Origin of the sequence: Klebsiella sp. JN_Kp122, assembly GCF_040062085.1 — a bacterium.
Classification (GTDB): domain Bacteria; phylum Pseudomonadota; class Gammaproteobacteria; order Enterobacterales; family Enterobacteriaceae; genus Klebsiella; species Klebsiella aerogenes.
Map to the genome: position 1 here is coordinate 124,822 of NZ_JBEAHW010000019.1, position 23,176 is coordinate 147,997.

The following is a 23,176-nucleotide window of genomic DNA, read 5'->3' on the forward strand; positions in this document are numbered from 1 at the left end:
AGGGTGAATGAAGCGCGCGTTCCGGCGCTTTTGCATGAGATCTAGAATGGGGGATAGTTGCGGGAATTTCAATGACAGGCGGTGCGACAGCGGCAATCCTGGGCGAACTGCGGTAAACTGTCGGTTAACTTGTTTATTTCCGGAATCTCTGCATCCATGCTCAGTTATCGCCACAGCTTTCACGCAGGCAACCACGCCGACGTCCTTAAACACACCGTTCAGAGTTTGATCATTGAATCGCTGAAAGAGAAAGAAAAACCGTTTCTCTACCTGGACACCCACGCCGGCGCGGGCCGCTATCAGCTGAGCGGCGAGCACGCCGAACGTACGGGCGAATACCTTGAAGGCATCGCCCGTATCTGGCAGCAGGACGATCTACCGACCGAACTGGAGCCGTATATTTCGGTCGTCGAGCACTTCAACCGCAGCGGTCAACTGCGCTACTACCCTGGTTCGCCGCTTATCGCGCGCCAGCTGCTGCGCGAGCAGGACAGCCTGCAGATGACAGAACTGCACCCGAGCGATTTCCCGCTGCTGCGCGCCGAGTTCCAGAAAGACAGCCGCGCGCGCGTCGATAAAGCCGATGGCTATCAGCAGCTGAAGGCCAAGCTGCCGCCGGTTTCCCGTCGCGGTCTGATTCTTATCGACCCGCCGTACGAAATTAAAACCGATTATCAGGCGGTGGTCACCGGGATCAACGAAGGTTATAAACGCTTCGCCACCGGCACCTACGCGCTGTGGTATCCGGTGGTGCTGCGCGCGCAAATCAAACGCATGATCAAAGATTTAGAAGCCACAGGTATCCGCAAAATTCTGCAAATCGAGCTGGCGGTGCGTCCGGACAGCGACCAGCGCGGCATGACCGCCTCCGGGATGATCGTCATCAACCCGCCGTGGAAGCTGGAACAGCAGATGAATAACGTGCTGCCGTGGCTGCACAGCAAACTGGTTCCAGCCGGTACCGGTCATGCGACCGTGAGTTGGATCGTACCGGAGTAATCGCAACCATCGGTGGAACCTTTTAAGCCTCGCGCTACAATCGCGGCAATTAACGATTAAGGACATATGGGCATGAGCAAACATTATGATTACCTCGCCATCGGCGGCGGCAGCGGCGGTATCGCCTCGATTAACCGTGCGGCGATGTACGGCCAGAAGTGCGCGCTGATTGAAGCCAAAGAGCTGGGCGGCACCTGCGTTAACGTCGGCTGCGTGCCGAAAAAAGTGATGTGGCATGCGGCGCAGATCCGCGAAGCAATCCACCTGTATGGCCCGGATTACGGTTTCGATACCACCATCAACCATTTCGACTGGGATAAGCTGGTTGCCAGCCGCAGCGCCTATATCGACCGTATTCATACCTCTTACGACAACGTGCTGGGTAAGAATAAAGTTGATGTTATCAAAGGTTTCGCGCGCTTTGTCGATGCCCATACCGTGGAAGTCAACGGCGAGACCATTACCGCCGATCATATCCTGATCGCCACCGGCGGCCGCCCGAGCCACCCGAACATTCCAGGTGTGGAATACGGTATTGATTCCGACGGTTTCTTCGAACTGCCGGCGCTGCCGAAGCGCGTAGCGGTAGTCGGCGCGGGCTATATTGCCGTTGAACTGGCCGGCGTGATTAACGGCCTGGGCGCCGAAACCCACCTGTTCGTGCGTAAACACGCGCCGCTGCGTAGCTTCGATCCGCTGATCGTTGAGACTCTGGTGGAAGTGATGAACGCCGAAGGCCCGCAGCTGCACACGAACGCTATTCCGAAAGCGGTAGTCAAGAATGCCGACGGCAGCCTGACTCTGGAGCTGGAAGATGGCCGCAGCCAGACCGTAGATTGCCTGATTTGGGCGATTGGCCGCGAACCGGCGACCGATAACTTCAACCTGGCGGCAACGGGCGTTAAAACCAACGATAAAGGCTACATCATCGTTGATAAGTTCCAGAACACCAATGTGCCGGGCATCTACGCGGTGGGCGATAATACCGGCGCCGTTGAGCTGACGCCGGTCGCCGTGGCCGCAGGCCGTCGTCTGTCCGAACGCCTGTTTAACAACAAGCCGGAAGAGCACCTCGACTACAGCAATATCCCGACCGTGGTCTTCAGCCATCCGCCAATCGGCACCGTTGGCTTAACCGAGCCGCAGGCGCGCGAGCAGTACGGCGACGACGCCGTGAAGGTGTACAAATCGTCCTTCACCGCAATGTATACCGCCGTGACCTCTCACCGCCAGCCGTGCCGCATGAAGCTGGTCTGCGTCGGTCCGGAAGAGAAGATTGTCGGTATTCACGGTATCGGCTTCGGAATGGATGAGATGCTGCAGGGCTTTGCGGTGGCGCTGAAAATGGGCGCCACCAAAAAAGACTTCGACAATACCGTCGCCATTCACCCGACGGCGGCGGAAGAGTTTGTCACCATGCGTTAATCCGCGCAGCCCCGTCTCAGGACGGGGCTTCATTTTGACTCCGTCACCAGATTACGTAGGATCTGATGGCCGATGTAGTTACTCCAGTTAAAGCTGTTTTGCAGCACCACCACCGCATTCTGATTCGCTTTATCGAAGCCGATATAGCTTGAATAGCCGCCGATGTAACCCACCTGATAAGTTAATCGCTGCCGACCAAATGTGTCGGTCACCCAGGCAATGTTCGCCGCTTCGACCCGCCGCGGATAATAATCGACGCTAACGTCTTTGAACGCCTGATCCAGTGCTGCCTGCCCCGTGGGGGCGAAATGAGCGCGGGCATAGTTAATCAGATCGCCGGCGTCGCTGTACAGACTCGCCGCGCCAACCATGTTATTCGTGAACTGCCAGTCCGGCGTCAGCGCGCCGCGCGGTTTAAACTTCGGCTGATCGCCTGCGTGTCCCAGCGCCCGCCACGGATATTCATGCAGCGTTTGCGGCAGGAAGCTGGTATTCCCCATCGCCAATGGCCGGAAGATCATCCGTGACGCCAGCGTATCAATCGATTCGCCGGTTTGGTATTTGAGAAGATACCCAAGTATCGCAAAACCCAGGTTGGAGTAACTCGGCTCGCGCTCCAGCGGCGCATTGAAGTTGCTCAGATAGCTCAGCACCCCGTCGGCATCGAGTTCGTGATAAAAATTTTCACCGTTGTTGAGATAGGCCAACAGATGCTCAAGCGACAGCATGTTCATCGGCTGACGCGGCAGCCCGGAGGTATGAGTGACCAGCTGCAGTAAGGTTATCTTGCGGGCATCTTCACTGAGCACGGTCCCCGGCGGCAGCAGGGTTTGCAGCGTATCGTTCCAGTGTAAACGCCCCTCGTTGACCAGCATCGTCACCACTTCAGCGGTAACACCTTTACTTAACGAACCGAGGGCAAAAAGCGTTTGCGGAGTTATCGGGTAGCGCTGCTTATCATCCGTCACGCCGAAGCAGTGAAACTCCGCCGGGCCGTTGTGATGAATAATCGCCACCACCACGCCGCTGACCTGCTTCTCGCGCATGTATTGGCTGACGAAAGTATCGACGGAAAGCCGCTGCCCGTTATGCCCCACCAGGCTGGTTTCATTGCTGGGAGGGCTCATTTGCGACAGCGTGCCGGCGCAGCCTGAAACCAACAGTAATGCCAATAGCACAAGGCCTAACCGCCTGTTCAAACTCCACCTACCTGCCGCGCGTTTTTGGGATGAGATAAAAAATAGACGCGGATCGTAGCGGCATTACTCCGCCGGCGCAAAGCGAATACGCTGAAAAATAAATAAGGCCGTCGGCACAGATAGCCGACGGCCCGGGCTTTATACCAGTCCGGTGGCGTAGTAAACGCCGATAATGAAAAAGGCACCGAGGATTTTAAACAACGTGATGCCGAGAATCGGTTTATAGGCCTGGCGATGCGTCAGTCCGGTCACCGCCAGCAAAGTGATGATCGCCCCATTGTGCGGCAATGTATCCATGCCGCCCGCCGCCATCGACGCCACACGGTGCATCACTTCCAGCGGGATCCCCGCAGCATGGGCCGACTCCACAAAGCGATCCGCCATCGCCGCCAGGGCAATACTCATTCCACCGGAGGATGAACCGGTGATCCCGGACAAAATATTGATCGTAATCGCCTGATTGAGTAAAGGATTTGGGATCGCTTTCAGCGCATCGGCCACCTGAACAAAGCCCGGTAGCGCGGCAATCACCCCGCCAAAACCATACTCTGATGCAGTATTCAACGCCGCCAGCATAGCGCCGCCAACGGCGACTTTGCTACCGTCGGCCAGCTTACCCTTCAGGCTACGCCCGGCAAACAGGAAGATAGTGATAATTCCGCACAACAAGGCCGCCATCACCGCCCAAATCGCCACCATCTTCTTCACGTCGCTTTCCATCGGCGCTTTCAGTCCCGGCAGGTCAATCAGGAAATGGCTACCGTACGCCTGAGGGATAAGCCAGGTAAACAGCAGGTTGGCGACGCCGACGATAATCAACGGCAGCAGCGCGATCACCGGGTGCGGCAAGTTAAGGTCTGCCGGGGTTTCTGGTTCATTTATCAACTCGCTTCCATAACCTTCTCCCCTGCGCTGCGCTTTACGCCGCATCGCCTCCAGATATAACCAGCCGCCAATAGCCACAAATGCGGAACCCAGCACCCCAAGCCAGGGCGCTGCCCAGGAGGTCGTACCGTAAAAAGTAGTCGGAATAATATTCTGAATCTGTGGCGAACCCGGTAGCGCATCCATCGTAAAAGTGAAGGCGCCCAGCGCGATAGTCGCAGGCATTAGCCGTTTCGGAATTTGGCTCTGGCGGAACATCTCAGCGGCGAAGGGATAGACCGCAAATACCACCACGAATAGCGAAACCCCGCCATAGGTTAACAACGCGCAGACCAGAATAATCACCGGCATCGCCTTGTTTTGCCCCATCAGCCGGGTAACAGCACTCACGATTGACCGGGAGAATCCGGAAAACTCAATTAATTTCCCGAAGACCGCGCCCAGTAAAAATACCGGGAAATAGAGTTTTACGAACCCGACCAGCTTATCCATGAAAATATCGCTGAATACCGGGGCAACGGCGGCTGGCTGGGTGAGTAATACGGCGCCGAGCGCAACCAAAGGGGCAAAAAGGATCACGCTATAGCCGCGATAGGCGGCGAGCATCAGCAATCCTAACGCCAGTAAGGCAATCAATACGTCCATAGGGTTATCCGTCAGCATGGCCGCCGCTTATTTCCTTGTTATCGGGCGGCCGATGTTAAGTTGGGGAGCGTATCCCGCTTCCCGTTTCAGACCTTACGGGTTATTCAGGAATCCCAGCGTAAGGAACGTCTTTATTGCCGTAGCGGCGCACGCGGACGTTGGCCTGTTCACCATGGCCGGAGAAACCTTCGAGGGCGCACAGACGCGAACAGTACTCGCCGATCTGCGCGGAGGCGCTATCGGTAAGAACCTTTTGATAGGTGCAGGTTTTGATGAACTTCCCAACCCACAGCCCCCCGGTATAACGCGCAGCTTTACGCGTCGGCAGGGTATGGTTGGTGCCGATGACTTTATCGCCGTAGGCCACGTTAGTACGAGGTCCCAGGAACAATGCGCCAAAGTTCTGCATATTTTCGAGGAACCAGTCCGGGTCGCGGGTCATTACCTGCACATGTTCGAACGCCAGATCATTGGCGATTTTCAGCATTTCTTCCCGGTCTTCAGCCACAATGATTTCGCCAAACTTCGCCCACGACTGGCGCGCGATTTCCGCGGTGGGCAGCACCGCCAGCAGACGATCGATTTCCGCCAGCGTTTCGCGCGCCAGCGTTTCCGAGGTCGTCAACAAAATCGCCGGGGAATCAGGACCATGCTCAGCCTGACCTAACAGGTCAGTGGCGCAGATTTCACCATCCACGCTTTCATCGGCAATGACCAGGGTCTCCGTCGGCCCGGCGAACAGATCGATACCGACGCGGCCAAACAGCTGACGTTTGGCTTCAGCGACAAAGGCGTTGCCCGGCCCCACCAGCATATCCACCGGTGCGATGCTCTCGGTACCGACGGCCATCGCCGCCACGGCCTGAATACCCCCCAGGCAGTAGATTTCGTCGGCCCCCGCCATATGCTGCGCCACCACAATCGCCGGCGCCGGTTTACCGTTAAACGGCGGCGCACAGGTGACAATGCGCGGCACACCTGCGACTTTCGCGGTGATAATCGACATATGCGCCGACGCCAGCAGCGGGTATTTCCCGCCCGGCACGTAGCAGCCCGCCGCGCTGACCGGAATATTTTTGTGTCCCAGAATGACGCCCGGCAGCGTTTCAACCTCGATATCTTTCAGGCTGTCGCGCTGGTGCTGAGCGAAGTTACGCACCTGCTCCTGCGCAAAGCGGATATCAGCAATATCGCGATCCGACAGCTGCGCATAGCAGTCATCGATTTCCTGCTGCGACAGGCGGAAGTTTGCGCGATCGAGCTTATCGAACTTAATCGACAGCTCGCGCACTGCTGCGTCACCGCGCGCTTCAATATCCGCCAGGATTTTCTCTACCGCTTCACGAACCGTACGGTCGTGAGATTTCACTGCTTCAGATTCCGCACCGCGCTTGAGCCAGATAGCCATAACTTGCCTCACTATGATGTTAATGAAATGCTAATGCATTCGAATTCACTTGCATCCTGGCGTGAATAAAATGTTATGTGAAGCAGCAATGCATTCGAATGCAACGGAGATCGCAAAATTAGTGACAGGGGGGAAGATTCACGCATAATGGCGGGGCATGGGTCAGGAGAGGCAACGGAATGGCAGGTCAAAACAAACGAGCAGTCACCAGTTACGATGTCGCGAAAGCGGCTGGCGTCTCGCAATCTGCGGTTTCCCGCGCCTTTACCGAAGGAGCGAAAATTTCGCCAGCCACCAAAGAAAAGGTGCGTAAGATCGCCGCCGAGCTGGGCTATCGTCCGAGCTTTATCGCCCAGTCGCTGATCACCCGCCGCTCAACGCTTATTGGTGTTGTCGTTCCGGGGTTGGTGAATCCCTTCTACGCCGCGGTTCTGGATGAACTGTCACAGGCGTTGAACCTGATGGGATACCGGGTACTGTTGTTTTCGATGTACCGCGATGATGACACTACCCCCATCATGGAAGAGATTCTGCGTCATCGTGTTGAAGCGCTAGTGCTGGTGTCCAGCAGCCTTTCTTCACACTTTGCTCATGAATGCCAGCAGCTCGGCCTGCCGGTGCTGCTGCTCAACCGCAAAAACGACAGCCGGTCGGTTTCCAGCGTCACCAGCGATAACCTGGCTGGCGGCGCCGCGATTGCCGATTTCCTGCTGGATCTTGGCCATCAGCAGCTGGCATTTGTTGCCGGTAGAGATACCTCCTCTACCAGCCGCGACCGTGAGACAGGCTTTCGACAGCGTCTGGAGGCCCGCGGCGCCCGCCCGATGCTGCGCGATAGCGGAATGTGGTCGATAGAAGAAGCGATGAACGCCACCCGCAGGCTGATGGCGCTACCAACGCCGCCGGACGCGCTATTTTGCGCCAACGATATGATGGCCATCGCCGCCCTCAATGTGGTTGTCGGCGAAATGGGCATGAAGGCGGGCGAAGATATCTCCATCGTCGGGTTCGATGATATCGCCATGGCCAGCTGGCCGCTGATAAATTTAACCACCTGGGTCCAGCCGCTATCGGAAATGGTGGATACCGCCATCGCCGTGCTGAAAACGCAGCTAGGCGCGGCTGAAACCAGCGCCGTTCAGCATGTCCTGCAAGGGAAGCTTATCGTCAGGGGCAGTACCCGCCCGCAACGCTAAATCAGCGGCTACGCTACGCCGTTATTGCCGTGGCGCATAAATGCCGGGCGCTGGTTAAGGGCCATATACCAGCGTTCGACGTTTGCCATCTCCGGATGGGCGAACGGCGTCATTTTCCAGCGATGAACCGAAAGCCCCAGCACGATATCCGCCAGCGTAAACGTCTCGCCGGTCAGCCACGCGCCGGTGCGCTGTAGCTGATTGTCGACAATCTGTACGCAGCGCGTCCACGCGGCAATACTCTCTTTAATTGCCGCCGGATCCTGAAAACGCGGATCTTTACGCACCAGCCCCGTGAACGCGTAGCGCCACGCGCTGTTAAACTCCGTCGCCTGCCAGTCCATCCAGTGTTCTACCTGCGCCGCGGCCCGCAACGCCGAGGGCAGTAAATCGTCACGTCCGACCTTACGCGCCAGATAGCGGCAGATGCTGTTCGACTCCCAAAGGACAAAATCGTCATCCACCAGCACCGGCACTAACGCATTTGGATTCAGCGCCAAAAATTCCGGCGTATCAAGCGGGCTATAGCCGCTGCCATAATCTTCCTGCTGATACTCGATACCCGCCTCTTCGCAGGTCCAGAGGACTTTACGCACGTTAATAGACGAGCGTTTACCCAAGATTCTTATCATCGTCAGCAACCCTTTTTCGTAATATGGCAGACATGAAGCTTGCCGGATAATGTGTATAGTGGATTGCAGAATAATTATCCACTACAGGTACCCTTACACATGGTCACGCCCTTCAACATTTTAACGCCCGGCAATATCCGCTTTGGCCGCGGGCAAGCCCGCAGCGCCGCGCCGTGGCTGGCGCAATATGATGCCCCGGTGCTGCTGGTTCACGGCGCGACCAAAAATCGCGCCCAATTTTTACTGAACGAACTGACCGCATTACATCTTCAGGTCAGCACTTTTGCTATCGCCAATGAACCCACGCTGGACGATATTGAACGCGGCGTACGGCTGGCGCGCGAGCGCGGCGTCGGCGCGGTGGTCAGCCTTGGCGGCGGCGCGGTCATTGATGCCGGTAAAGCCATTGCCGCGCTGGTCCCGGCAAGCGGGCCTGCCATCGACTATCTGGAAGTCGTCGGAACGGGGAGAATACTGGAAGCCAGCCCGCTACCGTTTGTCGCTATTCCCACAACGTCCGGCACCGGCGCGGAGGTCACTAAAAACGCGGTCATCAACGTCCCGCAGCAGCAGCGCAAAGTCAGCCTGCGCGACGATCGCATGCTGCCGCAGCTGGCGATTGTCGATCCAGCGTTAACGGATAACGCCCCCCGCGCCGTCACCCTCGGCTCCGGCCTTGATGCCTTAACCCAGGTTATCGAACCCTGGCTGTGCACCCGGGCGACGCCCTTCACCGATGCCCTGTGCAGGGAGGCGATCCCCCGCGGCATCGCCGCGTTAAAAACGCTGATGGAAAAAGAGTGTGCCGACAGCCGCGACGAACTGGCATGGGTCAGCCTGTGCGGCGGGCTGGCGCTCGCCAATGCCGGGCTGGGTGTGGTTCACGGTCTTGCGGGGCCGCTTGGCGGGCTAAGCGATGCCTCCCACGGCGCGCTCTGCGGCTGCCTGCTGCCCTTTGGGCTGGAACTCAATGAGTCGCAGGTAACCAATCCGGCGCTGCGCCAGCGTTTCCTCGACGTGCGCCAGTGGATCGCCGCCGGACTCGGCGTCTCGCCGGATGACGCCTGGCAAAGCCTGCGCGAATGGAGCCAGCGCTCAGGGCTCGGCAATTTACGCGACCTCGGCGTGCCGCGTGAAGCGCTGGAACCCGCCGCGCTGGCGGCCAGTAGTTCATCGTCGATGAAAGCCAATCCGGTCACGCTGGAGTCAGAGCAACTGCTGGAGATGCTGGAAGCCGCCTGGGAGTAAACGAGCCAACCGCCTGCGTTTACCCGGGGCGGTTCAAATTTTGTTGCATAATGAATGCTCCGAATTTCGTTTTCGCGCATCCACGACAACGGTAAATATTCACCCTTTAATTTCAAAGACCTGCTCGTCTTACCTGCCATTTTTATGCACTGAAAAGCGTGACCTGACGCACAGTTTATCTTCCGCAGACCGAAGCGAGTGTCTACGCTTATTAGAGAGCCCGGGCATGCCCGGCCCCTAAACTCACGCTATCCGGAGGCCTGTATCGCTATGTTCAGCCAGAAACTACGCAACGTTGATGACGACGAGTTGAGGATCGAAAACGATCCGTGCTACGAAGCCGATCCGTATGAGTTAAAACTGGATGAAATGTTCGACGCCGAACCGGAGCCGGAGATCATCGAAGGGCTACCGGCGTCTGACGCCCTGACCCCCGCCGACCGCTATCTCGAGTTGTTTACTAACGTACAAAAGTCGCGCATTTTTCTTGATAGCAAAACCTTTCCTGACTGCGCGCCAAAACACGATCCGCTGGATATCCTGATGCACTACCGGCGGGTTAAGCGTACGCCGGAGTTCGATTTGCGTCAGTTTGTGGAAGACAACTTCTGGCTACCGGATAGCCACGCCGATGATTACACCTCTGACCCGAAACTGACGCTAAAAGAGCATATTGATAAGCTGTGGCCGGTGCTCACCCGTGAACCGCAGGATCATATTCCGTGGTCATCGCTGCTGGCGCTACCGCAGTCGTACATCGTCCCCGGCGGGCGTTTTAGTGAGACCTACTACTGGGATTCCTACTTCACCATGCTGGGGCTGGCGGAAAGCGGCCGTGAAGATTTGCTCAAATGTATGGCCGACAACTTCGCCTGGATGATTGAAACCTACGGCCACATTCCCAACGGCAACCGCACCTATTATCTCAGCCGCTCCCAGCCGCCGGTATTCGCCCTGATGGTGGAGCTGTTTGAGGAAGATGGCGTTCGCGGCGCGCGACGCTATCTCGACCATCTCAAATTAGAGCACGCCTTCTGGATGGACGGCGCGGAATCGCTGATCCCTAACCAGGCCTACCGTCACGTGGTGCGTATGCCTGATGGTTCACTGCTTAACCGCTACTGGGACGACCGTGATACGCCGCGCGATGAATCCTGGCGAGAAGATGTCGAAACGGCGAAGCATTCCGGCCGGCCGCCAAACGAGGTCTATCGTGACCTGCGCGCCGGCGCGGCTTCCGGCTGGGACTACTCCAGCCGCTGGCTGCGCGATATCACCAGGCTGGCGAGTATCCGCACCACCCAGTTTATTCCCATCGACCTCAACGCTTTTCTGTTTAAGCTGGAAAATACTATCGCCAATCTTTCCGGCCTGAAGGGCGATCGCGAGGCTGAAGCCGAATTTCGCCGTAAAGCCAACGCGCGCCGGGAGGCGGTTACCCGCTACCTGTGGGATGAAGAGTGCGGCTGTTTTCGCGATTACGATTGGCGCCGTGAGCAGTTGGCCTTGTTCTCCGCCGCCAGCATCGTCACGCTTTATGTCGGGATGGCGACCCACGCCCAGGCCGAACGGCTGGCGGATGCCGTACGCGCGCGTCTGCTCACCCCTGGCGGCATCATGGCGACGGAATATGAAAGCGGCGAACAGTGGGATAAACCCAACGGCTGGGCGCCGCTGCAGTGGATGGCGGTACAGGGATTCAAAATGTACGGCCACGACCCGCTTGGCGATGAAATCGCCCAGAGCTGGCTGCAGACGGTGAATCAATTTTATCTCAAACACCACAAGCTGATTGAGAAATATCATATCGCCAGCGGCGTACCACATGAGGGCGGCGGCGGGGAATATCCGCTGCAGGATGGCTTCGGCTGGACCAACGGCGTGGTGCGGCGGCTTATCAGCCTGTACGGCGAGCCGAGGTCTTCGTAAGGCACTTTCCGTCGGCAGGCTGTGCTGCTAAGGTTTTATTTTCCCTTTGCCAGAGCCGACAACATGCCCGAACTGCTTACGCCGCGGCTGCGCTGCTCGCCGCTGCAGCTTGACGACTGGTCTTTTTTTCTCAGCCTGCAACAGGATCCGCAGGTGATGCTCTATGTCGCGGATAACCGGCCCATCGCCGATATCCGCGCCGCGTTTGATGCACGCCTGCCGCTCTGGTCGCCTAAGTCCTCGCACTGGCTATGCCTGGTGGTTCGCGATCGGCAAAGCCATACGCCCCTTGGCCTGACCGGCTATTGCCATCACGATGATGATATCGCCGAAGTGGGCTTTCTCTTCGCCCCACAGGCGCAGGGGCTAGGCTATGGATATGAATCACTGTGTGCGCTATGTGATTACGCATTTTCTACAGGCGGCATTCGTCGTCTTACCGCCAGCGTCACCGCCGGAAACCAGGCCTCAAAACAGCTGCTGCTAAAAACAGGATTTATACAGGAAGGAGAGCTACGCGAGAGCTACTGGCTACATGGCCGTTGGCACAATGACTGGCTGTTTGGCCTGATGCGCCACGATTACCAATAAGGCCCTGGGCCATCCGGCGAATGGGGGCGACCCCGCTTTTCCTCTACAATGCCGCCAACAATAGAGGAAAAGACCATGACTATCACCACGTTAAGCCTGGCGGGACTGCGAATTATTCAGCAAACGCAAGGGCTGGCGCTACTGCCATATCAGGACCAGTTTGGCCAATGGCGGGTCGGCTATGGCCACGCTATTGATGAAGATGAGAAAGAGACGCCCATCACCGCTGAACTGGCGATGATGCTATTGACGGTAGACCTGCTGCAGTGCCAACAGATTCTACAGCGCAGGTTGGTCGTGGAACTGACTCAGCCGCAGTACGATGCCCTGCTGGCGCTGGTATTCAGTTTAGATGGCAGCGCCCAGCCGCAGCTGGACGCTATTTTGCATTATCTTAACGGCCACAAGATGACGCAGGCGCTGACGATATGGCGGAAAATTGACCGCGATAACGCCTTCCGCCTGCAGGAGTGCGAGTGGTTTTGTCAGGCCAGTTAGTTTTCACCGACGTTGTTAAACGCCATCGCCGCCTGGGTCCTGTTTTTCACATCCAGCCGCCGATATAACGACTCAAGATGCGCTTTCACGGTCCCGGCGCTGATATTTAACGTACGGCTAATTTCCTTATTAGAGCTGCCTTCCGCCAGCAGTTTTAAAATTTCCTGCTGGCGACGACTTAAATGTACAGCGTGCTTTCCGCGCTCCGCCGAAGTCATTAACCAGGTGCCAGGCAGACACATCATGCCCAACATGATGCTATTAATGATCTGGGCAAACATATCGGCGCTATCCTCACGTTGGGCAATGGCGCGCACGTTCCACGCCAGCGCCCGTTGCAGCCAGCTTTTATTATCATCCGAAACCACTAATAATACTTTGGCATGCGGAAAACGCTGCTGCTTCTCCTGGAGCAACCAGCAACAAAATTCACTGTTCAGATCGCCATCAAGCATGAGGAGCGCTTGTGGATGAGCCGTGAGCAGTTGCCACAGCTGTTCTGCCTGACAGGTGCTATGAATATTAATTTCAGGAATACGTTGTTGTAAGCCGACCTTCATTCCATGAATAAATATTGACTGCCTGTCAAACATGATTACTTGCATGGACTGCTCTCCATCGAAAATACCCCTTTTAAAAGTGGGTGAAGGGTAATATCAGCCGACAAAAATAAGAACTCGCCGTATGACCTAAGCCATTTTACCGATGGAGGAGATGATATAAACATCATGATGATGAATAGTTACACGCCAGCGCGGAACGATTACTCATTCATAATATTTATTACATTTGATATGAGGAATTCCTTAATTAAGTGGATAGATAACAGGATAATAATATTATTTCTTCCAGTGTAATCGAGTCGCTGGAAATCAGCGATACGCATGATGCAAAAGAGTGTTACGGAATAATAAAAAGCACAATATGAAGGCGCCCTACGCTATTATGCGCAGGGCGTGATCATTATAAAAACATGCCGCCGGAAACCTCAACGCGCTGGGCGTTCATCCAGCCGAGCTCGTCACTCAGCAACGCGGCGATAGCATCGCCGATATCATCCGGCAGGCCGACGCGGCCTAGCGCCGTCTGGGCGGCAATATGCTGGTTAAGCGGGGCATTATCGCGCACCGCGCCGCCGCCAAAGTCGGTCTCAATCGCGCCGGGGGCAATGATATTAACCGATATTCCGCGAGCGCCGAGCTCCTTCGCCTGATAACGGGTTAACACTTCCATCGCCCCTTTCATCGCCGCATAAGCGGAATAGCCCGGTAGTGCAAAGCGTGCCAGCCCGCTGGAGACGTTCAGAATGCGCCCACCGTCTTTAAGCAAAGGCAGCAGCTGCTGAGTAAGGAAGAACGGTCCCTTAAAGTGGATGTTCATCAACTCGTCAAACTGCGCTTCGCTGGTCTCGCTAAACGGCGCGGTCAACCCGATGCCGGCATTGTTCAATAAATAATCGAAGCTGTCGCGCTGCCACTTCTCCTTCAGACATTGCGTCAGCTGTTGTACAAAGCCTGCAAAACTGGCGGTATCGCCGACGTTCAGCGGCAATGCTGCCGCTTTCGCTCCTGTTTGCTCAATTTCGCGCACCACTTCCCGCGCCGCCTGCTGGTTGCTGTGGTAAGTCAGAATAATATCGGTTCCCTTCGCCGCCAGCTTCAGCGCCGCGTTTTTTCCCAGACCGCGGCTGCCGCCGGTTACTAAAGCGATACGTTGTGTCATCAGAAACCCCTTCGTCATTACGTGTGTGTGAATAACGAGCTTATTAGCAGACGCAGTAACAATAAATGGGCTAAATTACGTTTTACTGTTTCAGTATTAACAACAATAGGCAGTAAGCATGGATAAAATTCACGCAATGCAACTCTTTATTCGTGTCGCGGAACTGGAGAGTTTCTCTCGCGCCGCCGATACCCTTGGGTTGCCCAAAGGTAGCGTATCGCGACAGATCCAGGCGCTGGAGAGCCATCTCGGCGCTCGCCTGCTGCACCGCACCACCCGCCGGGTGCAGCTGACTCAGGACGGCATGGTCTATTACGAACGCGCCAAAGACCTGTTAAGCAATCTCGAAGAGCTGGATGGTATGTTTCAGGGCGATCCGTCGAGCATCAGTGGCCGCCTGCGTGTCGATATGCCGATCAGCGTCGCCAAAAAACTGGTCATCCCGAAACTTCCCGCGTTTTTACAACAGTATCCCGGTATTGAAGTCGAACTGAGCAGTAGTGACCGGCTGGTCGATGTGGTGCGCGAAGGTTTCGACTGCGTGATCCGGGTGGGTACGCTTAAAGACTCGGGACTCATCGCCCGCCCGCTCGGCAAGCTCACGCAAATTAACTGCGCCAGTCCGCATTATCTGGCGCGCTTCGGCTACCCGGAAAGCCTCGACGATCTGGCGGATCATGCCCTGATCCACTATGCCAGCAACTTCGGCGCGCGGCAGTCAGGTTTTGAGGTCGTCAGCGACGGCGTCGTGCGCTGGGTCAAAATCGGCGGCGTGTTGACCGTCAATAGCACCGAAACCTACCAGGCCGCCTGTCAGGCCGGGCTCGGCATTATTCAGGTTCCGCGCATTGCGGTACGCGAACCGCTGCGTACCGGCGAGCTGGTTGAGATCCTGCCGCAGTACCGCGCCGAACCGATGCCGGTGTCGATTATCTATCCACATCGGCGTAATCTCTCCCGCCGCGTACATCTCTTTATGGAGTGGCTGGGCGGATTGATGAAAGGTTATGTCGATTAATCGGCGCGGGTCGTCAACACCCGTCGGGCCGATGGGCGCCTGCAAGATGCGTCGTTTAAGGTATACTTTTGGCTGAATATCGCTGTAAAGAAAGGAAGAAATCACTTATGACGCCGGAAAACGACGATCGCCAACCGCCACAGGAAACGGGCCAGCAGCCGGAGAAAAACAAAAGTACGCTCGCCGCCATCAACGATTCCGCCGTTGGGCAGAAAGCTAACCAGGCGCTGAAAACGGTCACCGGAACGGCGGCCAAAGTTCAGCGCAATCCGGTAATAGCCCACCTGCTGCGCGCCGCCGAGCGGTTCAATGACAGGCTTGGCAATCAGTTTGGCGCAGCCATCACCTACTTCTCATTTTTGTCGATGATCCCCATTCTGATGGTCTCATTTGCCGCCGCTGGTTTCGTACTGGCCTGGCATCCGACGCTGCTGCAGGACATCTTCGATAAAATTCTGCAAAACGTCAGCGACCCGACGCTGGCGGCAACGCTTAAAAACACCATCAACACCGCCGTACAGCAGCGTACCGCCGTCGGGCTGGTCGGCCTGTTGGTCGCGCTCTACTCCGGTATTAACTGGATGGGCAACCTGCGTGAAGCGATTCGCGCCCAGTCGCGCGACGTGTGGGAACGTACGCCGCAGGATCAGGAAAAAATCTGGGTAAAATACTTCCGCGATCTGATCTCGCTGATTGGCCTGCTGGTCGCGCTGGTTATCACGCTGTCGATTACCTCCGTTGCCGGATCCGCACAGCAGATGATCATCTCCGCGCTGTATCTCGATTATATAGAATGGCTGAAACCCGCATGGCGCCTGATTGGCCTGGCGATTTCCATCTTCGCGAACTATCTACTGTTTTTCTGGATCTTCTGGCGACTGCCGCGCCACCGTCCACGCCGCAAAGCGCTGTTCCGCGGTACGCTAATTGCGGCGATTGGCTTCGAGATTATTAAAATCGTGATGACCTGGACGCTGCCGGCGCTGGTGAAATCTCCATCCGGCGCCGCCTTTGGTTCCGTACTCGGGCTAATGGCCTTCTTCTACTTCTTCGCCCGTCTGACCCTCTTCTGCGCCGCATGGATTGCGACCGCGGAGTACAAAGACGATAAGCGGATGCCGGGCAAAGCCCACGATTAAAGTCATTATCGGGCTGAATAAAGACGCAAAATTCAGCCCGACCTATCATTTCAGCAGATAAATCCAGTGCGTAACTTTTATTTAACCTAAAACTGGTTTTATTCTCTAATATTTTAATTATGTGAAGCATTTCATAGAAGATATTTTCTCAGGGCGAAAATTATCCGCTTTTTGCCTGTTTTTTGCGCGATAGCGAGTTTTGTTACAGATTGAAATGTCTCTTTTGCTGTGGCTATATGGCTTTTCGTTCGCTCAAAAATAAGAAAGATCTATGCAAGCCACAGCCACTACTATCGACAACGCGCAAGACGCCACGCCGGTTAACTCACGTAATAAAGTCGTCGTCGCCTCACTCATCGGCACCGCCATTGAGTTCTTCGACTTCTATATTTACGCCACCGCCGCGGTTATCGTCTTCCCCCATATCTTTTTCCCACAGGGTGATGCCGCCGCCGCGACGCTCCAGTCGCTGGCGACGTTCGCCATCGCCTTTGTCGCGCGCCCGATTGGCTCAGCGCTATTCGGCCACTTTGGCGACCGCGTAGGCCGTAAAGTCACACTCGTCGCCTCGCTGCTGACTATGGGCATCTCCACCGTGGTCATCGGCCTGCTGCCGGGCTATGAAAGCATTGGCATCCTGGCACCGATGCTGCTGGCGCTGGCGCGCTTTGGTCAGGGTCTCGGCCTTGGTGGCGAATGGGGCGGGGCGGCGCTGCTGGCGACGGAAAACGCTCCGCCGCGCAAACGCGCGCTATATGGCTCCTTCCCGCAACTGGGGGCGCCAATCGGCTTCTTCTTCGCCAACGGCACCTTCCTGTTGCTGTCGTGGCTGTTGAGCGACCAGCAGTTCATGGAATGGGGCTGGCGCGTGCCGTTCATCTTCTCTGCGATACTGGTCATTATCGGTCTGTATGTTCGCGTGTCGCTGCATGAAACCCCGGTGTTCGCTAAGGTGGCGGCGGCGAAAAAACAGGTCAAAATCCCGCTTGGCACGCTGCTGACTAAGCACGTGCGCGTGACCGTGCTCGGCACCTTCATCATGCTGGCGACCTATACCCTGTTCTATATCATGACCGTTTACTCCATGACCTTCAGTACCGCTGCCGCGCCGATTGGCTTAGGTTTGCCGCGTAACGAAGTGCTGTGGATGCTGATGATGGCGGTCATTGGTTTTGGCGTGATGGTGCCGGTAGCGGGCCTGCTGGCGGATGCCTTTGGCCGTCGTAAAAGCATGATTATCATCACCACGATGATTATTCTGTTCGCGCTGTTCGCCTTTAAACCGCTGCTCGGTTCCGGCAACCCACTGCTGGTATTCGCCTTCCTGCTGCTTGGCCTTAGCCTGATGGGGCTGACCTTTGGCCCGATGGGCGCACTGCTGCCGGAGCTGTTCCCGACGGAAGTTCGTTATACCGGCGCCTCTTTCTCCTATAACGTGTCGTCGATCCTCGGCGCGTCGGTCGCACCATATATTGCCGCCTGGCTGCAGAGCAATTACGGCCTGCCGGCTGTCGGTATCTACCTGGCGGCGATGGCGGCGCTGACGCTGATCGCCCTGCTGTTGACCCACGAAACCCGCCATCAATCGCTGTAAGTTGCAGGCCCTGACGCTGTTGCCGTCAGGGCCATCGCTCATCTCATCCTTACTTTTTCATCTGCGACAAAATCGTCCGGCACTGATTCGCCTCGCCTTCCGCCGGCGAGATCAGCGCCAGTAAAGCGGCCGCCGGCGTGACCAGCGTCGCTAACGCTGCCGCCACCGCGCCGCGGGCAATCAGCGGCCCGGCTTTCACCCCGGCATCCGGCGATTTAAAGGTACCGCGCACGTACAGCGGAGAACGCAGAGTAATCACCCGCAGGCCCTTACTTTCCGGGTCAACGGTCAGATCCAGCTGTTCAGAGGCAAAGCTGGCGGTGCCGGTAATGTTAATCAGCGCGTTCTCGGTATCGAAGGCGAAAATTTGCGGTCGCGCCACGCCGTTGACCACATCAATATTGGCCGCCGCGCAGTTCACCCGAACCTCCTCATCGCCAAAAATCTGCCCGATGATAAAGTTACCGACGTTTAAGCCGAGGATTTCCATCAGGTTGCGGCTAATCAGACCATCATTCATCAGCAGCTTAAGGTTGCCGTTGCTGTTGCCGAGCAGCGCCGCCACCGAATTACCGCTGCCGCGCAGTTGTACATCGCCGCTCATCTCACCGAGCGTTTTCTGCATCATTTCAACGTTCGGCATCAGCGCCTTAAGCTTGAGCCGCCGCGCCTGCAAATTGGCTTCGCCCTGTAGCGGTTTTTTATCGCCCTGCAGATGCACGCTGCCGGCAATCGAACCGTTGGCCAGGCCAAAGCGCACCGGTTGCAGACGCAGGTCGCCGCGTTTAAGAATAATGTGGGTCGTCAGGTCGCTGATGGGCAGAGTACCTCCGTGTTCGATTCGCCGCCCCTTGAAGCGCACATCGGCGTCCATCACCTGCCATTTATCCGTCTCAAAGCGATCGGCCGGCAGGACTTTTCCCGCTGGCTGTACGGCATCTCCCGCTTTACGTGATGAGGATTTCTTCGCCCCGCCGCCGGAATCAACGCCAATCAGCGGGCCGAGGTCCGCCAGCCGCAGCTGTTTAGACTCCAGATCGCCGGTAAGCTTCGGTCGCGGTTTGCCGGTGGTATAGGTCAACGAACCGTGGATATCGCTGTCGCCAATCCGGCCGTTAAAATCGCGATAGTCAAAACGCATGCCGTTTTTATGTTTAAAGTCGGCGCGCAGGCGGCCATCGGTGGAAAAGGACGGCGTTTCCGGCAGCAGAACGCCGGTCAGGTCGTAGAGGTCGCGCAACGAGTCGCCGGCGAATTTCAGCCGCAGATCGAGCCCGCCGACATTAAGCGGATCGCTGACCGTGCCGCTAAACGCTATCCGGGTATTACCAGAGTGAAAATCGCCTTGTAGCGGGAACGGGGTGCTATCGCTACGTAGCGCCAGCATGCCGCCAATTTTGCCGCTGCCGCTCAGCGGCTGGCCTTTGTAGCGCCCCTTCACCGACAGGCCAAAGATATAATCGCCGGCTTTTGTCGCCTGCGCTTTGTTGCCCGCGCCGGTGACTTCGCTAAACGGCAGCGCTTTGCCAAGCGGATCGACCACGATCGCGATGTCGCTGCGGGTTACCTTATCGTCAATGCCGATGTTGCCGCGATCGAAGAGAATATTATCAAGGCGGAAAGACCAGGCCGAGGGCGGGTTGGCTTTTTCGGATGCCGGGTCAGAAGCTAATTTAAAGGTCCAGTTATTGCTGTTTTCCGTCAGCCTTATCAGCCGGACGTCGGGCTGTTCGAGCTTAATCCACGGCAAGTAGACCGTTTTGCTCAGCAACGCCAGCGGAGCCAGCGTCGCTTCCACGCGCGGCAGATGTACCATCGTCACTTGCGGAATCTCGGGCGGGTTGCCCAACACGATATCTTCGGCATGCACATGCGGCCACGGGATCCAGCTGCGCCAGCCGCGCTCCTCAGGCTGTCGCTCCCACACTACGCCCAGGTCGCCGCGAATGGCGAATGGCCGATTGAGCTCGGCGGAAACTTTCTGATTGATCGTCGGCTTGAGCCGGTTCCAGTCAAAGGTCGCCAACACGATGAAAAAAAGAACGATTAACAGCACAATCGTTCCCGAGATAATAGCAATCGTTTTACGGGTTCTGGTCATCCCCTCTCCGCTCCTTTTGCGTCTCGTCACTCCTCACTATAGTTGAAGAGCGCGGATTCATCCGCCAAATGCGCTTTTCGTCACATTTTGCGCGTCAGGTCAAAAAATAATGGAACGATGTTTTAATATGGTTGACCCTGCCGGGTGCCCAGCGCAAACTACCGTTAATTTCGATTCAATTTCAGGTCAGCACTATGTCTAAGAAAATTGCCGTGATTGGCGAATGCATGATTGAACTGTCAGAGAAAAACGCGGCGGTGAATCGCGGTTTCGGCGGCGATACCTTAAACACATCCGTCTACATCGCGCGCCAGACCAGCGCGGATGCCCTAAGCGTACACTACGTGACCGCGCTGGGCACCGACACCTTCAGCCAGCAGATGCTGGAGTCCTGGCGGGGCGAACAGGTAAAAACCGATCTGATTCAGCGCATGGCTGACCGGCTGCCTGGCCTTTACTACATTGAAACGGACGAGACCGGCGAGCGAACCTTCTACTATTGGCGCAACGAAGCGGCGGCCAAATTCTGGCTCGAAAGCGAGCGCGCAGGCGCCATCTGCGAAGAGCTGGCTACCTTTGATTACCTCTATCTGAGCGGCATCAGCCTCGCCATCCTCAGCCCGGCCAGCCGGGAAAAGTTGCTCACCCTGCTACGCGAATGCCGCGCCAACGGCGGGAAAGTGATTTTCGATAACAACTACCGTCCGCGCCTGTGGGCCAGCCAGCAAGAGACTCGCCAGGTGTACCAGCAAATGTTGGAATGTACCGATATCGCTTTTCTGACGCTGGATGATGAAGATGCGCTGTGGGGAGCGGTACCGGTTGCCGAGGTTATCGCCCGCACCCACGCCGCTGGCGTTGAAGAGGTGGTGGTGAAGCGCGGCGCCGACTCCTGCCTGGTGGCGATCGCCGGCCAGCCGCTGCTGGAGGTGCCCGCGGTGAAGCTGCCGAAAGAGAAAGTAGTGGATACCACGGCGGCGGGCGATTCGTTCAGCGCCGGCTATCTGGCGGTGCGCCTGACCGGCGGCGACGCGGAATCAGCGGCGAAACGCGGACATCTCACCGCCAGCACGGTTATCCAATATCGCGGGGCGATTATCCCGCGCGAAGCGATGCCGGACTAAGACCCTATTTCCCCCTGCTTGCGCTGCGCTTAGCAGGGCTACCAAATCGTACAGTGCTGTAGCCCCGGTAAGCGGTAGCGCCACCGGGGATTTTGAGGCCACCAACACCGGCTATAAATTAAAGGCAAGTCGTACGAACCGTAGGCCGGATAAGGCGTAGCCGCCATCCGGCGCAAAAACGGCTCCGCGCCCGCTGCCTGTGTTACTGCCCAGGGGGAATATCCGTCGCCTCGTTATGCGCATCAACCGTATCCGGCGTAGCGCTCACCGCCGCAGCGGGTGCTGGCGCCATCAGCTTTTCCCATGTCGCTTTCAGATCTTTCATGTTGTACTCCGGCTCGCCTTTCGGCTGCTGCAACACCAGCGCCATATCCTGCGACAGCTGCTGGCGCAGATATTGGTTCAACATGTCGACCGTCAGTGAGTTCAGGAACTCCTGGCGCAGTTTCTGATACTGCTCCGGCGCGATATCCACCACCTGATTTTGCAGCGAACGCATACGTTGGCTAATCAGGATATCGGTATCCGTGCGGGCATAGGTGGCGAACAGTTTTTGCAGTTCGAGATTCTTTTGCGCAATCAGTGCATCGAACTCTTCCTGCGGCAGACCATTGTCGCGTACCTTCGCCAGTTCGCGCGATACCGCGCTCAGGTTGGCGTTCAGGCGTTCGCCCGGCGAGTCGATATTGATCGCGCACTGAGCGCGCTGGTACAGCACGCGGCAATCAAAACCGAGACCGATGTCTTTTACGTTGCTTTTGCTCAGGTTCTGCTGCACGTGCCAGAACAGCGCTTCCCGAGCCAGGTCATCGCGCCAGTAGCGCTGCAGCGCGGCGGAATCGCGGATTGGCTGCCATGGAGAGTCCCACATGATCGACAGCTTATCCTGACGCACGGCATCGGTCATGATACTCACCGGTACAGCCGGCAGAGGTGATAGCGTTGGTACCGCCGCCGGGGTCTCGCGTTTACCTTTCAGTTCGCCGAAGATTTTGTTGATCTGCTCAGCGACGCTGCGGCTATCGACGTTACCGACAACAATCAACGTCATCGCATCCGGGGTGTACCATTTCTGATAAAATTCTTTCAGCTGTTTAATATCAATCGGTTGCTTCAACGGCGCCGCCGGATCGTGACCGAGCATCGTTGAGCCCTTCAGGCGATAGCGCCACCAGCCTTCCTGGGTATCCAGCGGCCAGGTCGCCACCATATCGCTGCCCTGCAGCGCATGATTGACGGCTTGTTGGGTAATACTCAACTTACCGTTAGCGTCCGCCAGCCAGTTCAACGCCTCTTTAAGCAGGTCGTTGCGGTTGTTCGGCAAACTCAGATTAAACAAGGTGAAATCGTACGAAACGATCGCCGGCGGCAGAGGACGCTTCGGGTCAATACTCTGCTGCCACAGCGAACGCGCCTGCATCGTCGGGAGGCTGCCGCTTTGGGTCAGCGCCAGGCGCGGAATGAAATGACTGAAGCCGCTCTGCTGAGTGCTTTCGCTCAGCGAGCCAATATTCACAGCCAGGCGGACTTCGACGCGATCGCTAGGGCGCTGCGGCGTGGAAAGTACCTGCCACGAAAAACCGTTCGCCAACGTCCCCTGTTGCCAGGCCGGGTCCGGCTGGAGCGCTTCTGCCTGCACAGAACCGGCCGTCGCTATCATCAGCAAACCACCGGTTAAGAGTCGAATTTTTGTGCCCTGCATGTGAACCCCTGATGAACATTCCTGGTTACATAGGCAACCCATCGCCGGGTTACCGAAAAAGGTGGTGAATCAAATACGTCGGTTAGACCACGCGTAGGCGAAAATGTCACATGAAGACGTA

19 protein-coding genes are annotated in these 23,176 nt (G+C 56.8%); 11 read left to right on the plus strand and 8 right to left on the minus strand.

Annotation, left to right across the window (positions count from 1 at the left end; all coding sequences use genetic code 11):
* Nucleotides 1–156: 156 nt before the first annotated feature.
* The gene (locus ABLU78_RS07970; protein ID WP_015703746.1) at nt 157–999 is read left to right on the plus strand and encodes a 23S rRNA (adenine(2030)-N(6))-methyltransferase RlmJ; all 843 of its coding nucleotides are present in this window, start codon (nt 157–159) and stop codon (nt 997–999) included.
* 72 nt (nt 1,000–1,071) lie between these two features.
* Entirely contained in the window at nt 1,072–2,424 is a 1,353-nt protein-coding gene (gene gorA, locus ABLU78_RS07975; RefSeq protein WP_045359206.1) for a glutathione-disulfide reductase, read from the plus strand.
* Nucleotides 2,425–2,453: 29 nt separating this feature from the next.
* Here the strand turns inward: gorA and ABLU78_RS07980 are convergent, their stop codons facing one another.
* From ABLU78_RS07980 to hisD, 3 genes are all read right to left on the minus strand, one after another.
* Entirely contained in the window at nt 2,454–3,551 is a 1,098-nt protein-coding gene (locus ABLU78_RS07980) for a serine hydrolase domain-containing protein (RefSeq protein ID WP_047079927.1), read from the minus strand.
* A 210-nt stretch (nt 3,552–3,761) separates the two neighbouring features.
* Nucleotides 3,762–5,153, minus strand: a complete 1,392-nt coding sequence (locus tag ABLU78_RS07985) for a GntP family permease (protein WP_032713200.1) — start codon at nt 5,151–5,153, stop codon at nt 3,762–3,764.
* 100 nt (nt 5,154–5,253) lie between these two features.
* Nucleotides 5,254–6,561 carry a histidinol dehydrogenase gene (hisD, locus tag ABLU78_RS07990; RefSeq protein WP_032713122.1) on the minus strand — a complete coding sequence of 436 codons (1,308 nt, stop codon included), beginning with the start codon at nt 6,559–6,561 and terminating at the stop codon, nt 5,254–5,256.
* Between the two features lie 179 nt (nt 6,562–6,740).
* Here hisD and ABLU78_RS07995 point away from each other — a divergent pair, with 179 nt between their 5' ends.
* A complete protein-coding gene (locus tag ABLU78_RS07995) occupies nt 6,741–7,757 on the plus strand; it encodes a LacI family DNA-binding transcriptional regulator (protein WP_032713121.1) in 1,017 nt (338 codons plus the stop codon).
* Nucleotides 7,758–7,765: 8 nt separating this feature from the next.
* Here ABLU78_RS07995 and ABLU78_RS08000 read toward each other — a convergent pair whose 3' ends face one another.
* Nucleotides 7,766–8,389, minus strand: a complete 624-nt coding sequence (locus ABLU78_RS08000; RefSeq protein ID WP_032713119.1) for a glutathione S-transferase — start codon at nt 8,387–8,389, stop codon at nt 7,766–7,768.
* A 99-nt stretch (nt 8,390–8,488) separates the two neighbouring features.
* On the opposite strand from ABLU78_RS08000, the gene ABLU78_RS08005 reads away from it, so the two are divergent.
* The 4 genes from ABLU78_RS08005 (at nt 8,489) to ABLU78_RS08020 (ending at nt 12,655) form a co-directional block, all read left to right on the plus strand.
* Complete coding sequence (locus tag ABLU78_RS08005; protein WP_020077738.1) at nt 8,489–9,637, plus strand: iron-containing alcohol dehydrogenase; 1,149 nt, start codon at nt 8,489–8,491, stop codon at nt 9,635–9,637.
* A 270-nt stretch (nt 9,638–9,907) separates the two neighbouring features.
* On the plus strand, nt 9,908–11,566 hold the full coding sequence (locus ABLU78_RS08010; protein WP_015369256.1) for an alpha,alpha-trehalase: 1,659 nt from the start codon (nt 9,908–9,910) through the stop codon (nt 11,564–11,566).
* Between the two features lie 63 nt (nt 11,567–11,629).
* On the plus strand, nt 11,630–12,157 hold the full coding sequence (locus tag ABLU78_RS08015) for a GNAT family protein (protein ID WP_032713117.1): 528 nt from the start codon (nt 11,630–11,632) through the stop codon (nt 12,155–12,157).
* 75 nt (nt 12,158–12,232) lie between these two features.
* Nucleotides 12,233–12,655 (plus strand): muraminidase, encoded by a 423-nt coding sequence (locus ABLU78_RS08020; protein ID WP_047057677.1) that lies wholly within the window; start codon nt 12,233–12,235, stop codon nt 12,653–12,655.
* Here the strand turns inward: ABLU78_RS08020 and ABLU78_RS08025 are convergent.
* Together ABLU78_RS08025 and ABLU78_RS08030 are read right to left on the minus strand one after the other, a co-directional pair.
* Nucleotides 12,652–13,260 (minus strand): response regulator transcription factor, encoded by a 609-nt coding sequence (locus tag ABLU78_RS08025; protein ID WP_032713115.1) that lies wholly within the window; start codon nt 13,258–13,260, stop codon nt 12,652–12,654. The genes ABLU78_RS08020 and ABLU78_RS08025 overlap by 4 nt on opposite strands.
* A 358-nt stretch (nt 13,261–13,618) precedes the next feature.
* Nucleotides 13,619–14,377: an SDR family oxidoreductase gene (locus ABLU78_RS08030; protein ID WP_045386498.1), complete on the minus strand. Its 759-nt coding sequence runs from the start codon at nt 14,375–14,377 to the stop codon at nt 13,619–13,621.
* Between the two features lie 118 nt (nt 14,378–14,495).
* Between ABLU78_RS08030 and ABLU78_RS08035 the strand changes: the two genes are divergently transcribed.
* From ABLU78_RS08035 to ABLU78_RS08045, 3 genes are all read left to right on the plus strand, one after another.
* Nucleotides 14,496–15,395 (plus strand): LysR family transcriptional regulator, encoded by a 900-nt coding sequence (locus ABLU78_RS08035; protein ID WP_047065933.1) that lies wholly within the window; start codon nt 14,496–14,498, stop codon nt 15,393–15,395.
* A 107-nt stretch (nt 15,396–15,502) separates the two neighbouring features.
* A complete protein-coding gene (yhjD, locus tag ABLU78_RS08040) occupies nt 15,503–16,534 on the plus strand; it encodes an inner membrane protein YhjD (protein WP_020077734.1) in 1,032 nt (343 codons plus the stop codon).
* A 271-nt stretch (nt 16,535–16,805) separates the two neighbouring features.
* The gene (locus ABLU78_RS08045) at nt 16,806–18,128 is read left to right on the plus strand and encodes an MFS transporter (protein WP_032713111.1); all 1,323 of its coding nucleotides are present in this window, start codon (nt 16,806–16,808) and stop codon (nt 18,126–18,128) included.
* 49 nt (nt 18,129–18,177) lie between these two features.
* Here ABLU78_RS08045 and ABLU78_RS08050 read toward each other — a convergent pair whose 3' ends face one another.
* Nucleotides 18,178–20,229 carry an AsmA family protein gene (locus ABLU78_RS08050; RefSeq protein WP_032713110.1) on the minus strand — a complete coding sequence of 684 codons (2,052 nt, stop codon included), beginning with the start codon at nt 20,227–20,229 and terminating at the stop codon, nt 18,178–18,180.
* 194 nt (nt 20,230–20,423) lie between these two features.
* Here ABLU78_RS08050 and ABLU78_RS08055 point away from each other — a divergent pair, with 194 nt between their 5' ends.
* A complete protein-coding gene (locus tag ABLU78_RS08055; protein ID WP_032713198.1) occupies nt 20,424–21,353 on the plus strand; it encodes a sugar kinase in 930 nt (309 codons plus the stop codon).
* Nucleotides 21,354–21,555: 202 nt separating this feature from the next.
* On the opposite strand, the gene ABLU78_RS08060 is transcribed toward ABLU78_RS08055, so the two are convergent.
* Entirely contained in the window at nt 21,556–23,055 is a 1,500-nt protein-coding gene (locus ABLU78_RS08060) for a pitrilysin family protein (protein WP_015369245.1), read from the minus strand.
* Between the last annotated feature and the right edge of the window lie 121 nt (nt 23,056–23,176).

What these genes read in the sequence shown, in the direction of transcription:
- ABLU78_RS08035 (WP_047065933.1), top strand. Translation starts at nt 14,496, where the DNA reads ATGGATAAAATTCACGCAATGCAACTCTTTATTCGTGTCGCGGAACTG.
- ABLU78_RS07995 (WP_032713121.1), top strand. Translation starts at nt 6,741, where the DNA reads ATGGCAGGTCAAAACAAACGAGCAGTCACCAGTTACGATGTCGCGAAA.
- ABLU78_RS08055 (WP_032713198.1), top strand. Translation starts at nt 20,424, where the DNA reads ATGTCTAAGAAAATTGCCGTGATTGGCGAATGCATGATTGAACTGTCA.
- gorA (WP_045359206.1), top strand. Translation starts at nt 1,072, where the DNA reads ATGAGCAAACATTATGATTACCTCGCCATCGGCGGCGGCAGCGGCGGT.
- ABLU78_RS08010 (WP_015369256.1), top strand. Translation starts at nt 9,908, where the DNA reads ATGTTCAGCCAGAAACTACGCAACGTTGATGACGACGAGTTGAGGATC.
- ABLU78_RS08020 (WP_047057677.1), top strand. Translation starts at nt 12,233, where the DNA reads ATGACTATCACCACGTTAAGCCTGGCGGGACTGCGAATTATTCAGCAA.
- ABLU78_RS08030 (WP_045386498.1), bottom strand. Translation starts at nt 14,377, where the DNA reads ATGACACAACGTATCGCTTTAGTAACCGGCGGCAGCCGCGGTCTGGGA.
- ABLU78_RS08025 (WP_032713115.1), bottom strand. Translation starts at nt 13,260, where the DNA reads ATGCAAGTAATCATGTTTGACAGGCAGTCAATATTTATTCATGGAATG.
- ABLU78_RS08045 (WP_032713111.1), top strand. Translation starts at nt 16,806, where the DNA reads ATGCAAGCCACAGCCACTACTATCGACAACGCGCAAGACGCCACGCCG.
- yhjD (WP_020077734.1), top strand. Translation starts at nt 15,503, where the DNA reads ATGACGCCGGAAAACGACGATCGCCAACCGCCACAGGAAACGGGCCAG.
- ABLU78_RS08005 (WP_020077738.1), top strand. Translation starts at nt 8,489, where the DNA reads ATGGTCACGCCCTTCAACATTTTAACGCCCGGCAATATCCGCTTTGGC.
- hisD (WP_032713122.1), bottom strand. Translation starts at nt 6,561, where the DNA reads ATGGCTATCTGGCTCAAGCGCGGTGCGGAATCTGAAGCAGTGAAATCT.
- ABLU78_RS08015 (WP_032713117.1), top strand. Translation starts at nt 11,630, where the DNA reads ATGCCCGAACTGCTTACGCCGCGGCTGCGCTGCTCGCCGCTGCAGCTT.
- ABLU78_RS07980 (WP_047079927.1), bottom strand. Translation starts at nt 3,551, where the DNA reads ATGAGCCCTCCCAGCAATGAAACCAGCCTGGTGGGGCATAACGGGCAG.
- ABLU78_RS08050 (WP_032713110.1), bottom strand. Translation starts at nt 20,229, where the DNA reads ATGACCAGAACCCGTAAAACGATTGCTATTATCTCGGGAACGATTGTG.
- ABLU78_RS07985 (WP_032713200.1), bottom strand. Translation starts at nt 5,153, where the DNA reads ATGGACGTATTGATTGCCTTACTGGCGTTAGGATTGCTGATGCTCGCC.
- ABLU78_RS07970 (WP_015703746.1), top strand. Translation starts at nt 157, where the DNA reads ATGCTCAGTTATCGCCACAGCTTTCACGCAGGCAACCACGCCGACGTC.
- ABLU78_RS08060 (WP_015369245.1), bottom strand. Translation starts at nt 23,055, where the DNA reads ATGCAGGGCACAAAAATTCGACTCTTAACCGGTGGTTTGCTGATGATA.
- ABLU78_RS08000 (WP_032713119.1), bottom strand. Translation starts at nt 8,389, where the DNA reads ATGATAAGAATCTTGGGTAAACGCTCGTCTATTAACGTGCGTAAAGTC.